The sequence below is a fragment of the Natronomonas sp. CBA1123 genome, assembly GCF_009741925.1.
In the GTDB taxonomy this organism is placed as follows: domain Archaea; phylum Halobacteriota; class Halobacteria; order Halobacteriales; family Haloarculaceae; genus Natronomonas.
In genome coordinates this window covers 19,151-31,834 of record NZ_WPCC01000039.1, presented here as the reverse complement: position 1 = coordinate 31,834, position 12,684 = coordinate 19,151, and the positions used below count along the sequence as shown (strand labels likewise).

Sequence of the window (12,684 nt, the reverse complement as noted above, 5' to 3'; positions counted from 1 at the left end):
GAGCATGTCGAAGCGGTTCGTCGCCGCGATGATGGAGATGTCACCGCGCTGGTCGAAGCCGTCCATCTCGGAGAGCAGTTGCATCATCGTCCGCTGGACCTCGGCGTCGCCGGAGGTCTTCGACTCCGTCCGTTTGGAGGCGATGGCGTCGATTTCGTCGATGAAGATGATGGCGGGTTCCCGTTCGGCAGCCAACTCGAAGAGGTCACGGACGAGGCGTGCGCCCTCACCGATGAACTTCTGGACCAGCTCGGAGCCGGCCATCTTGATGAAGGTGGCGTCGGTCTGATTGGCGACGGCCTTCGCCAGCATCGTCTTCCCCGTCCCCGGCGGCCCGTGCAGCAGGACGCCGGTCGGCGGTTCGATGCCGACGGACTCGAACTTCTCGGGGTTGGTGAGTGGGTCCTCGACGGCTTCCCGGACCTCCTGAATCTGGCTTTCGAGACCACCGATGTCGTCGTAGTCGACACCCGGTTTCTCCGAAATCTCCATCGCCTGTGCGCGGGCGTCCGTCTCGGTGTCCAGAAGCGTCTGGATGGCGAAGGAGTCGTTGATGGCGACGCGGTCGCCGGCCTCGATGCGGTCGTACAGCCGCGGCGAAACGTCCGTGAGGACTTCCTGGTTGTTGCCGTGCTGTTTGAGTAGCGCCTGGTCGTCCGTGAGTTCCTCGACCGTCGCGATGTACAGCGAGGAGGTTTTCAGCGCCTCGTTTTCCTCCTGGAGCGCCGAAACCTCCTCGCGGAGTTCCGACTGCCGCGACCGTGCGGATTCCAGTTGTGCCGACAGTTCGTCGTGGACGCGTGCGACGTCGATGTAGTGGTCCCGAAGCGCCGAGAGCCGTTCGGACTCCGACATTTCGGGGTCGAGGTCCAGCGTCGGCCGGTCGGGGAGCGAAGGACTATGCGACATTGGCGGCAGGTACGCGTTCGAGATTAAAAGTGGCTTTGGGTGTGGGAGACGCTTGCGGTAGGGGGTGACACACGTTCCACACGGGGATTCGTCCGATTCAAACGGTCGAAATGCTCGTGGCTACTCGAGTCGCTCGAACTCGGCGACCATCTCGTCGTAGGTCTCGATGGCCGACTCGACCGGGGCCGACGAGGACATGTCGATGCCGGCGGTTTCGAGCAGTTCCAGCGGATATTCGCGAGAGCCCGACCGCAGGAACTCGCGGTAGTCGGCCGCCGCCCCCTCGCCGTCTTCACGGATGCGGTCGACGATGGCGTTGGCAGCCGAGATGCCCGTCGCGTACTGGTAGACGTAGTAGGCGCGATAGAAGTGCGGAATGCGCATCCACTCGCGGGCGATGCGGTCGTCGACGTCGGCGGGGTCGTAGTAGTCCTCCTTGAGGTCGCGGTAGATGCCGTCGAGTCGGTCCGGAGTCAGCGCCTCGCCGGCCTCGCTCAGTTCGTGGGCGCGGTGTTCGAAGGAGGCGAACATCGTCTGCCGGAACAGCGTCGAGCGGAACCGTTCGAGGTACTCGTCGATGACGTGCCGACGGAACGTCTCGTCGTCTATGGTCTCCAGCAGGTGGTGGGTGAGCAGCGCCTCGTTGACCGTCGAAGCGACCTCCGCGACGAAAATCTCGTAGCCCGAATACACGTAGGGCTGCTGTTCGCTCGTCAACTCCGAGTGCATCGAGTGGCCGAGTTCGTGGGCCAGCGTGTACATCGAGGCGATGTCGTCCTGATAGTTCATCAGGATGTAGGGCTGGCTGTCGTAGGTGCCGCCGCTGTAGGCCCCGGACTGCTTGTTCGCCGTCTCGTAGACGTCGACCCACCGCGACTCCAACCCCTCCGCCATCCGTTCCTGATAGGCGTCGCCGAGCGGTTCGACGGCGTCGATGACGTGGTCTTTGGCCTCCTCGTATGGGAGGTCGGGGCTTTCGGAATCCGCAAGCGGCGCGTAGAGGTCCCACATCTTCAGTTCCTCGACGCCGAGGGCGTCGCGTTTCAGGTCGGCGTGTCGATGGAGTACGTCGAGGTTCGACTCCACCGTCTCGACCAGCGTGTCGTACACGTCGGCAGGGACGTTCGGGCCGTCCAGTGCGGCCTCCCGTGCGGAGTCGTAGTTCCGCGCCGCCGCGAGTTTCGAGTCGGCCTTCACGCTGTTTTTGTAGGCCGTTCCGACCGAGTTGCGGTACTCGCTCCACTCGTCGTAGAACGCCTCGTACACCCGCCGGCGAACGTCTCGGTCCGGGTGTTTCTGGAGTTTCGTGAAGTTCGACAACGTGATGCGCCGCGGTTCGCCGTCGACATCGACCGAGGGGAACTCCATGTCGGCGTTCGTCAGCATGTTGTACACGTCGCCGGCCGCACCCGTCACCTCGCTCAAATCCGCCAGCAGTTCCTCGATTTCCGCCGACCGGGTGTGAGGTTTCATCCGCAACACGTCGTCGAAGTAGTGGTCGTACTCCGCGAGGTCGGGGTTCTCGTCGACGAACTCCTGTATCGTCTCCCGGTCGAGCCGTTGGAGTTCGGGTTCGATGAAACTCGCCGCACTGGAGGCGTCGGCCGCCAGCGACTGCGCCCGCGCCGAAAGGGCCTGATACTGCTGGTCGGTGGTGTCCTCGTCTTTCCGCATCCGCGCGTAGGCGGCGACGTTCGACACTTCACGCATCACCGACTCCCGGAGTTCCAGTATCTCCTGGAGGGTTTCGGCGTCCTCGGCGACGCGGCCCTCGTAGGCCCTGAGGTCCTCGAGTCGCTCTTCGACCGCCTCGTAGGCGTCCTCCCACGCCTCGTCGTCGGCGAAGAGGTCCGTGAGGTCCCACGTGTACGCCTCGTCGATGTCGCTCCGTTCCGGAACCGAACTCATGGCCACGGCTACGAAGCGTATCTTTCTAAACCCGTCGTCATTCCCGCTGGCGGTCACCCGCGAGCGTCTCCGCGACGCGTACGCCCGCCAACCGTTCTCGGCGCCGCCGGTCGAACACCTCGCAGACGCTTTCGGCTGCCGCCTCGTCGACGGTGAATTCGATGCCGGGGTAACGAACGTCGAGCAACACCAGTGGTTCGGGAACAGCAGGGGCGACCCCGTCGGGACCGGAGAGTCGCTCCGCCGAGAGGACCCGCTCGAGGAACCCCGCCTCGCGCTCGCCTGTCGCGACGGCTTCGAGCAGCGACACCACCCGTCGGACGAGTTCCCGAGCGAAGCCGCCGGCCCGACAGTCGACGACGAGGAACGAGCCCTCGCGTTCGACGCTCACCGAGAGGTTTCGCTCGGTGCCCGTCTCGTCGGGCGTGAGATTGTGGAAGTCGTGTTCCCCGGAGAGTCGTGTAGAGACCTCGGCAACCCGCTCGACATCGAGGTCCGGCGCGTACAGGAAGTACCGATACGTCCGCTCGATGGCGTCGTGTGTGGCGTGAAACGATGCCGGAACGTCGGCGTCTGCCCACGCCCGCACGTCGGCCGGTAGTTCGCCGTTGAGCGCCCGCGGTCGGAGCCACTCGGGAGCCTCGAAGGCGACCGTCTGGCCGCGGGCGGAGACGCCGGCGTCGGTCCGGCCCGCGGCGGCGTAGCCGACCGGTGACCCCTCTTCGAAGCCGACGCCGAGTTCCGAAAGCGCCTCGAACAGCGTATCCTCGACGGTGTCCCCGTGAGGCTGGCGCTGATAGCCTCGATAGCCGGTCCCGTCGTAGGCCACCCGAAAGGCGCGCATACCGATGGTGGAGACCCGCCGACTCTTGGCAGTGTCGGCCCGGCGTCGAAAGAAATGAAACGTGTATCCTCAGTTACCGACTTCGACCGCGCGCTCGACGACGTCCTCGCTGTACAGTTCCGCGAGGTCGTCGTGCTGGTCGGGACGGTTCTCGTAGACGTCCTGGAACAGCGCGATAGGCGTCATGAGGGCCTGGTAGGTCGCCTCGTCCCACATGCGGTCCTTGGCGACGTCGACCTCGACGCCGTCGATGCGGACGGTCGCCGACTGGGTCATCGCGATGGCGCCCTTGCCGGCTTCCTTGGCGGCCTCGAACTCCTCCATGGAGTCGACGATGTCGTCCATGCTGGGGACGTAATCGAGCAGGCCGAGCAGCTCCTCGTGGAGCGCCTCCTCGTCGTCGAGTTCGTAGGTGTCGGAGCCGACCGTCAGCGTGTAGCCGTCGCCGGTCTCTTCGAGACTGATGCGGTCGCCCTCGTAGACTTCGACGCCGTCGGCGCTTTCGAGTTCGACCTCGCGGCCGTCGGCGTCGATGAGCCAGCTACCCTCGGCGGGCGGCAGCGGCGACTGGTTGGCCTCGACGACCTGACCCGGTGTCAGCGACCAGATGCCGAGCATCCCCATGGCGTTGTTCGCCTCGATGCGGTCGTGGTAGCCCTCGACGTTGCGGATGTCGTCGAAGGGACCGTCGACGGCGATGAGGCCGTTGGCGCTGGCGCCGCGGGAGGTGTTGTGGCGGAGTTCCTTCCACTCCGGCAGTTCGCCCGTCGGCGTGATGGCGCGCATGTCCTTCGTGTAGTCGACTTCGCCGTCGACGAGCAGGAACATGCGTTCGAGGTTGTTGGTCGGCTTGCCCATCTCGTCGCGGAGCTTGCCCATCGCGAGTTCGGCCGAACCGCTCTCGATGATGACCGACATCTTGAGGCTACCCTCTTCGAGGCCGTGTTCGTTCTCGACGATGGTGAAGAACTCGTCGGCCTTCTTCCAGTCGTCGATGTCGCCGACTTCCGGAATGACGAAGCCGTCGATGTCGTCGACGGCACCGTTTGCGGGGTCGGCGATTTCGAGCATGTGCTGGAAGCCCTGATAGCGCGTCTCGGGGCTGTCGCGGTGCCAGACGACGCGGGGGTGAATCTCGCCGGGGAAGTCGGCGCCGTTCTCCGAGACCACGTCGATAATGTTCTGGGCGCCCTCGTCGCGCATGTTCGGCGCGGTGGCGTCCTCGTTGTCCGGGACCCACACGTCGGGGGCCTGCATGCCGCGGAGCTCGGAGGCGTTCGCGAGCATCTTGGCAGAGTCGTCTTCGCCCTCGACAGCAGTGGGGGTCGTGAAGAACGTTCGGACGAACTTCCGCTCGTGTCGTCGTTTGTCGATTGCAGTCATCTGAGTCACTCGGAGAGATTCACCCGCGGTTATTAAAGGTGGCCGAATCGGCTTCATTGACGGTCCTATCGGCGGGTACAGTAGTGACTCGGCGTGCGTCGAAAGAAAGGAAACTCGTCGGTCGAGGGAGCCGTTAGTCGTCGTCCTGCTCGGACGTGAGCGGCTCGTTCTCGTCCTCGGTGAAGCCCGCGGACTTCTCCATGCGCTCCTTTGCGGCGGGGTCGAACTGCGCCTCGATGTCCTGGAAGCGGGAGACGAACGAAAGCTCGTGGTGGCTCTCGGTCTCGTGACCGAGGTAGCGACCTTCGAGGTCCCACTGCGCTTCCTCGTCGTTCTCGGCGATGTTCGCCATGTCCTCGTAGACCGCGTGTGCGCCGGAGTGCAGGGCGTACAGCGTGATGAAGATGTACTGGTAGCCGAGGTCGCCCAGTTCCTGGAACGTGAGCGGGTCCTCCTCCTCGCTCCACGCGAAGGAGCTGGAGTAGTTGAACGCGAGGTCCAGGTCGGGGTGGGTCTCGTGGATAGTCTCGGCGTAGTTGACGGCGTCCTCGCGGGACGGGTCGGGCATCTCGGGCCAGACGAGGTCGACGCCGGCGTCGGCGTAGATGCGGCCGCGCTCGAGGTGCTCTTCCCAGTCGCCGTTGGCGGAGCCGTAGGCGTCCGTTCGGGCGATGATGACGGTGTCCTCGGACTGCTTGGCGTCGACGGCCGCGCTGAATCGGGCCTTGGCGTCCTCTCGGGAGACGATTTGCTTGCCGGCGATGTGGCCGCAGCGCTTGGGCGTCGTCTGGTCCTCGATGTGGACCGCAGCGACGCCGGCCTTCTCGTACTCGCGGACGGCGCGGCGGACGTTGTGGATGCCACCGTAGCCGGTGTCAGCGTCGGCGACGACCGGCAGGTTCGTCGCTTCGACGATGCGCTTTGCGTTCTCGACCATCTCGGTCATCGTGACCATCTCGAGGTCCGGGAAGCCGAACTGGCCCAGAACCGTCGAGTAGCCCGACATGTAGGCGGCGTCGAGGCCGGCCATCTCGGCGAGGCGGGCGTCGAGGGCGTGGTAGAGACCGGGCGCGAACGTGAAGTCCTGCTTCTCGAACTTCTCGCGGAGTTCGCGAGCGGCCGGGTTGTCAACGTCTCGAACGATCGATTCGGTGTTCTGGACTCGGCTTGCGACCTTGTCCTCTCCGTCGTTGTCGTGTGCCATGGTTGGATGTAGATTACCGGGACCGAACGGCAGCGCCTTCGAGTCGCCGGATTTGGTTCCTGAGTTCCTCCAGCCCCGTCTCCTCCGAACGGGTCTCCGGGAAGCGGGGCTGGGAGTCACTCATCTTGTGCACTCGTGAAGAGCGGGGACTGGTACAAAACCCTTATGAATTATAATGTTAATACTGGCTAGACTGTTTGGAGTCTTTAAGGGATTGGGATTCTCTAACACCCCTTGGCGAGGCGAAACGAAATCGCCGTTTCTGTCGCTGAGACGAAGGAAACCGGCTGAATCAGTCGGCTGCAGCAGGCTCGTCGTCGAGGGCGACGAGTTCTTCGACGTCGGGAATCGTCGCCTGCTGGTCGGTGATGATTTCGATGCGGCGGGTGAGCTTCTCGCTGGCGTAGTCGACCAGCGGCATCGGGTTGATGACCTCGTCGGTCGCGCTGACCGTCTCGGCGACCAGCGGCATCAGTTCCTGAAGCGTATCGCGGACTATCTGCTCGTCGACGCCGTCCTCGGCGAGGTGAGCCTGAACCTTCTGCATCCCGAAGCCGACGTGCCGGCCCTCATCGGAGCGGATGAACGAGATACCCTTCACCAGTCCGTCGAGATGTGGGAGGTCCTCTTTAGCCACGTCGTCGCTCCCCCGGTCGGACATCGAGGAAGTGATGCCGTAGTAGCCGGTCTGAGCCAGCACGGACTCGACCACGAGGTGGTAATGGCAGTACGCCCGGACGCGGTTTTCGGGGGTGTCGTCGGTCAAAAGCGTCTCCATCGCCTCTTCAGTGCGGTCGAAGAGCTCGATGTAGCCGTCGAGGAAGAACCGCTGGTCGGTCGGGGCGACCTGCTCCCAGCCACGCTCCTCGGCGACCGGCAGGATGACCTCTCGCCAGAAGCGGTCGAAGAACTGGGTGTGTTTGGCCTCCTCGTAGATTTGGCTGGAAACGAACATCTGGTCGTTGATGTCGTCCAGCGCCAACATCAGCGGCGCGAGGTCCTCCGTGACCGCCTCCTCGCCCGCCCCGAACAGCGCGACGGTCTGCATCAAGTCACCGAACGCCGACTCGTCGAGTTCTTCGCTTTCGACGAGCCGTTTCCGGTCTTGCTCCAGCAGTTCCTGTTCAATGTCCTCGTAAGGGTCCCAGTGATTGTAGACGGCGTGTTTGAAGTAACCGCCGCCGACGGTGTCGGGGTCGATTCGCATTTCTCGGGTCGTGTCTTCTATCTGCGTCATACCACCACGGAGGGCGGAACGAGCAATCGTCGTGTCGCCCGCCATCCGAGGGGTGTTTAAAAACAGTGTGTGAGCACAACACTAAGGCACCTCGGTGCGCACCTCGCGATATGCGCTATGCGACCGTCGTCATCTCGCCGGAGGGAGGGGGCCTCCAGCCGGCAGACCAAGCACTCGCCGGCGACCCGACGGTCACCCGGGACGCGATTCACCAGATAAACCTCCTCTCCGACGGCAGTTGTGTGTCGCTGTACAGCGTCCGTGGGAACCTCGAGGCCGTCGCCGAAATCTTGGACGAGCAGGGCGACGTCATCGCCCACGACGTCTCCGGCGACCACGAGGGGTTGGCGTACATCCACTTCCAGCCCACGGAGACGGTGCGGCGTCTGCTGTCGATTACACAGGACAACGAAATCGTCCTGAAGACGCCCATCGACTGTCTGGAGTCGGGCGGCGTCCGGGTGACGCTCGTCGGCGACGACGGCACCATCCAGCGGGTCGTCGACTCGATTCCGGACTCGCTGACCCTGTCGCTGGAGGGTATCGGCGATTACCACCCCGACTCCGAGCAACTGTTTTCGGTGCTCACCGAGCGCCAACAGGAGATTCTGGAGGCCGCCGTCGAGATGGGGTACTACGAGGTGCCGCGCAACGCGACCCACGAGGACATCGCCGGCGAGGTGGGTGTCTCGGCGGGCACCGTCGGTGAACACCTCCGGAAGGTCGAGGGGAAGGTGCTGTCGACGCTCGTCCAGTAGTCACGACTCGGTTCGGGGGTCCAGCGTCGCCGAGACGAAATCCTGCAGGAGATTCCCGACGACGCCGACCAGCACGACGACGTACGTTATCGCCAACAGGACGGGCACGTCGCGGTCGTAGACTGAGGTGAGCACGAGCGACCCGAAGCCGTCGATTCCGAACACCGTCTCGATGACGAAGACGGCGACGAGAAGCGCCGCCAGCAACTCGGCGAACAGCAGCGCGAACAGCGGCGGTGCGGCGTTCTTCAGGACGTGGACAGCCACGCGCCACTCGGAGCCACCCTTCGCCCGGACCAGTTTCACGAACGCCGTGTCGACGTACTCGTTGGCGCTCGCGCGGGTGTAACTCACGAGCGCGCCCGCGAGTGTCGTCGACAGCAGTACGGTCGGGAAGACGTAGCCGGTCCAGAGGTCGCTTGGAACCCACCGACTCCCCGTCAGGAGCGTCACGTCACCGACGTGGACAGCCAGCAGGTAGGCGAGATAGAAGTTCGGCACGGCGAGGGCGAGGTAGGCGGCCAGTCGACCGACCCGGTCGCCGGCGGAGCGTGGCCGCAACGACCCGTAGACGCCGACGGAGACGCCGGCGACGGTCGCCAGCACCGTCCCAGGGAGGACGTACTGGAGCGTCCGCAAGAGGCGACCGGCGACTATCCCACGGACCGGCTCCCCGGAGACGAACGATTCACCCCACTGGAACGTCGGGATAGTGGTCATCCAGTCGACGTACCGGACTTCTATCGGTTTGTCGAAGCCGTAGGTTTCGAGGTACTGCTGTTCGAGAGCCTGCAGTTCCGTCACGTTGGCTCCGCCGTAGGCCGCGGCACCAAGGATGCCACCGAGTCGGGAGTCGGGGGCGACGGTAATGAGGAGGAACATCGCCGAGAGAACGACCCATACGGTGACGGCCGACAGGACAAGCCGTCGGGCGAGGAGTCGGTGGACGCTCATGTGTGTCCCACTGAACGGCGGCGAACGGTTCGTTGCCGGGAGGGCATGTGCCGTGGCAACTTCCCTCGGAACATAAAGTTTTTTCAATTGCCATCGGACAGTTAGCCTGTCCCTGCCCTCCATGCCGTCAGAAGAGTTGCCCATGCTCGATTGGTCTGACGAACGCTCCGGATTCGACTGGCCATCCCCGGCAGTCACGACGTTTCTCGTCGGCGTCGCGGCCGTCTCCTCGCTCTATCTGTACGACTACTACGTCGCTCACGTCTACCTCGTCGGCCAGTGGAAGGTCTCGCCGCTGGAGTGGCTGTTCCTGCTCTCGTTGAGCGTCTTCGCGGCACTCGTCGTTGCGACGGCCCGTCGACGCCGAGACGCCGCCCGCGTCTGGCGACGGTTTCGGACCGACACCGGCGCCGTCGTCGCCCTGTTCGTCTTCACGAGTATCGTCGTCATCGGCTTGTTCGGGCCGTACGTTCGCCCCGTCACTCACAACCTCCTGTACGCCACCCAACCACCGCTGTTCTTCGAGCGGTCGATGGTCGCAGTCCCCTCGTGTTCCGGCCGGGTCGTCGAGGGACAGTGTCACGGCTCGCTCAGGTTTCCACTCGGGACCGACCGATTCGGTCGGGACGTTCTCGCCCTGACAGTGGCGGGCGCTCGTATCGCGACGCTCATCACCTTCATCGCGGGCCTCCTCGTCGTCCCGCTGGCAACTGTCGTCGGACTTCTCGCCGGCTACCGCGGCGGTTGGGTCGACAAAATCGCCGTGACGGGTATCGACGCCCAACAGACGGTCCCCGCCATCATCGTCTATGTCCTCATCGTCAGCCTTTCGAACCGCAGTCTCGCGCTGTTCGTCGTCCTCTTTGGGCTGTTCAGTTGGGGCAGCGCCGCGCGACTGATACGCAGCGAGACGCGCCAACGGCGCGAACTGGGGTACGTACTGGCCGCCAGAAATCTCGGAGGCGATACGGGTCACCTCCTCCGCCGGCATCTCCTGCCGAACGTCTCCAACGCCGTCGTCACGGTGACGGCGCACCTCGTGCCGATACTCGTGTTGACGGAGGCGGCCATCGCCTTTCTTGACCTGACGAACCCCGACCTGCTGTCGTGGGGGCGGACCGTCGTCTCCGCCCAACACTGGTGGGTCCCCCTGCCGGCCGTCATCGCACTCGTGGCGATGGCCGTCTCCTGTAAATTGGTCGGTGACGGCCTCAGAGATGCCCTCGACCCGCGAGGTGAACGATGACGCTGCTGTCCGTCGAGGGGCTCCGCGTCGAGTTTCCGACCGACGAGGGACCCGTCGAAGCCGTCGACGGCGTCGACTTCACCGTCGACCGCGGCGAAGTCGTCTGTCTCGTCGGCGAGACGGGGTCGGGGAAGACGGCGGCGTGTGAGGCGCTGACCCGAATCGCAGACGGCGCGGCGGTCGACGGGTCGGTCCGCTTCGACGGCCGGGAGTTGACCGACTGCGACGACCGCACGCTCCGGTCGGTCCGCGGGGACCGAATCGCCCACGTCTTCCAGCAACCGGGGACGAGTCTCGACCCCGTCTACTCCGTCGGCGACCAGATAATCGAGGCGATACGCCTCCACGACGACGCCTCCCGAAACGAGGCGAGAGCCCGCGCCGTCTCGCTGCTCGAGGACGTGGGCATCGCCGCCCCCGCCGAGCGCATCGATGCCTATCCGCACCAACTCTCCGGCGGGATGCGACAGCGGGTCGCCATCGCCGTGGCGCTGGCCGCCGACCCCGACCTCCTCGTGGCCGACGAACCGACGACGGCATTGGACGTGACGCTACAGGCCGGCCTGCTGGAACTCCTCCGGGAGTTGAGCGCCGAGCGCGACCTCGCGGTGTTGCTCGTCACCCACGACCTCGGCGTCGTCGCGGAGTTAGCCGACCGGGTCGTCGTCCTCTACGGCGGTCGCGTGATGGAACGCGGCGGCGTCGAAACGCTGTTCGAACGACCGGCCCACCCCTACACGCGGCTTCTCTTCGAGTCGCTTCGGGGAACCGCCGATGGTAGCGACGACCGCCCGACGCCCGCCGACGACGGCTGTCCGTTCCGCTCGGAGTGCCCTTACGCGGTTCCGGACTGTGCGGAGGGCCGTCCGTCGTTCCACGCCGCCGACGACGAGCCGGCCCACGAGGTCGCCTGCGTCTTCTACGGTCCCGACTACGACATCGGGACGCTCGGAGGTGAGGGGTCGTGAGCGACGACGACCCGCTGTTGTCGGTTCGGGACCTGAAAAAACACTATCCGGTCAAACGCGGATTCCTTCGCCGGACGGTCGGCCACGTCAGGGCCGTCGACGGTATCGACCTCAAGTTGCGGCGCGGCGAGACGCTCGCGCTCGTCGGCGAGTCGGGGTGTGGCAAATCGACCGCCGCGCGGTCGCTGTTGCACCTCGAATCGCCCACCGGCGGAGAGGTTCGGTTCGACGGGGCGTCCGTGGGGTCGTTCGACGACGGCGAATTGAACCAGTTTCGCCGACGCGCGCAGTTGCTGTTGCAGAACCCCGACGAGGCGTTCAACCCTCGGATTCCGGTCGGCGAATCCGTCGCAGAGCCGATGGACATCCACGGCGTGAGCGACCCCGAGCGCCGCGAGGAACTCGTCGCCGACCGCCTCGAACGAGTCGGCATCGACCCCGAGACGGCCGACCGCTACCCACACGAGTTCTCCGGCGGGCAGAAACAGCGCCTCGCGCTCGCGCGGGCGCTCGTCTTCGACCCCGACCTCCTCGTGGCCGACGAACCGACGAGCGCCCTCGACGAGCGCGTCCAGACACGAATCCTCTCGCTGCTCGAGACGCTACAGGACCGCCACGACCTCGCCATCCTCTTTATCAGCCACGACATCCGCACGGTCCGTCGGTTCTGTGACCGCGTCGCCGTCATGTATCTCGGCGAAATCGTCGAACGAGGGCCGGTCGAGGCCGTCTTCGAGGACCCACAGCACCCCTACACGCAGGCGCTGGTCGACGCCGTGCCGACGCTCGACCCCGGCGAGCGCGGGGAGGCGAAACCGCTCGACGGTGACGTGCCTGACCCCGCCGACCCACCATCGGGCTGTCGGTTCCACACCCGCTGTCCCGTGGTTATCCCGCCCGAGGCGTTCGACATCGACGCCGAAACGTTCCGGACAGTACTGAATTTGCGACTCGCGGTCGCGGCCGACGATATCGATGTCGAGAGACTCCGAGGCCGACTGAACGATGCCTCCGACGAACGCCTCCGGACGGCGCTCCGGGAGCGATACGGCGTTCCCGACTCCCTCTCCGACGGCGACGCCGAGCGGGCGCTTTCGGCAGCGCTTGATTCTCTCCTCGCCGGCGACGAGGAGGCCGCACTGGAGCAACTGGAAACGTCGTTCACCACGGTGTGTGAGCGCCGCGAGCCCGAGACCCACGACACCCCCGTCGGCTCGGCGGCCTGTCATCGTCGTGACGAATCGCCGCCGTTTTAGTGACTCCTCGGAGAAGC

The 12,684-nt window shown here is 65.1% G+C and carries 11 protein-coding genes; 4 read left to right on the top strand and 7 right to left on the bottom strand.

The annotated features are described in order from the left end of the window. From GJ631_RS14680 to GJ631_RS14655, 6 genes are all read right to left on the bottom strand, one after another. On the bottom strand, positions 1-909 hold a 909-nt coding region (locus tag GJ631_RS14680), incomplete at its 3' end, for an AAA family ATPase (RefSeq protein WP_156709870.1). A 120-nt stretch (positions 910-1,029) separates the two neighbouring features. Continuing rightward, entirely contained in the window at positions 1,030-2,817 is a 1,788-nt protein-coding gene (gene pepF / locus GJ631_RS14675) for an oligoendopeptidase F (RefSeq protein ID WP_156709869.1), read from the bottom strand. Between the two features lie 37 nt (positions 2,818-2,854). After that, a complete protein-coding gene (gene truA / locus GJ631_RS14670; protein WP_156709868.1) occupies positions 2,855-3,661 on the bottom strand; it encodes a tRNA pseudouridine(38-40) synthase TruA in 807 nt (268 codons plus the stop codon). A gap of 69 nt (positions 3,662-3,730) precedes the next feature. Continuing rightward, on the bottom strand, positions 3,731-5,035 hold the full coding sequence (gene aceB, locus GJ631_RS14665; RefSeq protein ID WP_370518690.1) for a malate synthase AceB: 1,305 nt from the start codon (positions 5,033-5,035) through the stop codon (positions 3,731-3,733). A gap of 142 nt (positions 5,036-5,177) precedes the next feature. Beyond that, positions 5,178-6,248 carry an isocitrate lyase gene (gene aceA / locus GJ631_RS14660; protein WP_156709866.1) on the bottom strand — a complete coding sequence of 357 codons (1,071 nt, stop codon included), beginning with the start codon at positions 6,246-6,248 and terminating at the stop codon, positions 5,178-5,180. Between the two features lie 292 nt (positions 6,249-6,540). Next, positions 6,541-7,485, bottom strand: coding sequence for a ribonucleoside-diphosphate reductase (locus GJ631_RS14655; RefSeq protein WP_231753997.1), 945 nt, complete (start codon positions 7,483-7,485; stop codon positions 6,541-6,543). Between the two features lie 110 nt (positions 7,486-7,595). On the opposite strand from GJ631_RS14655, the gene GJ631_RS14650 reads away from it, so the two are divergent. After that, complete coding sequence (locus GJ631_RS14650; protein WP_156709865.1) at positions 7,596-8,243, top strand: helix-turn-helix domain-containing protein; 648 nt, start codon at positions 7,596-7,598, stop codon at positions 8,241-8,243. On the opposite strand, the gene GJ631_RS14645 is transcribed toward GJ631_RS14650, so the two are convergent. Beyond that, positions 8,244-9,197 carry an ABC transporter permease gene (locus GJ631_RS14645; protein ID WP_197425094.1) on the bottom strand — a complete coding sequence of 318 codons (954 nt, stop codon included), beginning with the start codon at positions 9,195-9,197 and terminating at the stop codon, positions 8,244-8,246. A 142-nt stretch (positions 9,198-9,339) separates the two neighbouring features. Here GJ631_RS14645 and GJ631_RS14640 point away from each other — a divergent pair, with 142 nt between their 5' ends. The 3 genes from GJ631_RS14640 to GJ631_RS14630 are packed head-to-tail and all read left to right on the top strand — an operon-like array spanning position 9,340 to position 12,667. Beyond that, a complete protein-coding gene (locus GJ631_RS14640; protein ID WP_197425092.1) occupies positions 9,340-10,443 on the top strand; it encodes an ABC transporter permease in 1,104 nt (367 codons plus the stop codon). Continuing rightward, positions 10,440-11,411 (top strand): ABC transporter ATP-binding protein, encoded by a 972-nt coding sequence (locus tag GJ631_RS14635; protein ID WP_156709862.1) that lies wholly within the window; start codon positions 10,440-10,442, stop codon positions 11,409-11,411. The genes GJ631_RS14640 and GJ631_RS14635 overlap by 4 nt, the downstream gene beginning before the upstream one ends. After that, the gene (locus tag GJ631_RS14630; RefSeq protein ID WP_370518689.1) at positions 11,408-12,667 is read left to right on the top strand and encodes an ABC transporter ATP-binding protein; all 1,260 of its coding nucleotides are present in this window, start codon (positions 11,408-11,410) and stop codon (positions 12,665-12,667) included. Before GJ631_RS14635 ends, GJ631_RS14630 begins: the two co-directional genes overlap by 4 nt. Positions 12,668-12,684 lie beyond the last annotated feature (17 nt).

What these genes read in the sequence shown, in the direction of transcription:
- pepF (WP_156709869.1), bottom strand. Translation starts at nt 2,817, where the DNA reads ATGAGTTCGGTTCCGGAACGGAGCGACATCGACGAGGCGTACACGTGG.
- truA (WP_156709868.1), bottom strand. Translation starts at nt 3,661, where the DNA reads ATGCGCGCCTTTCGGGTGGCCTACGACGGGACCGGCTATCGAGGCTAT.
- aceA (WP_156709866.1), bottom strand. Translation starts at nt 6,248, where the DNA reads ATGGCACACGACAACGACGGAGAGGACAAGGTCGCAAGCCGAGTCCAG.
- GJ631_RS14655 (WP_231753997.1), bottom strand. Translation starts at nt 7,485, where the DNA reads ATGACGCAGATAGAAGACACGACCCGAGAAATGCGAATCGACCCCGAC.
- GJ631_RS14650 (WP_156709865.1), top strand. Translation starts at nt 7,596, where the DNA reads ATGCGCTATGCGACCGTCGTCATCTCGCCGGAGGGAGGGGGCCTCCAG.
- GJ631_RS14645 (WP_197425094.1), bottom strand. Translation starts at nt 9,197, where the DNA reads ATGAGCGTCCACCGACTCCTCGCCCGACGGCTTGTCCTGTCGGCCGTC.
- GJ631_RS14640 (WP_197425092.1), top strand. Translation starts at nt 9,340, where the DNA reads ATGCTCGATTGGTCTGACGAACGCTCCGGATTCGACTGGCCATCCCCG.
- GJ631_RS14635 (WP_156709862.1), top strand. Translation starts at nt 10,440, where the DNA reads ATGACGCTGCTGTCCGTCGAGGGGCTCCGCGTCGAGTTTCCGACCGAC.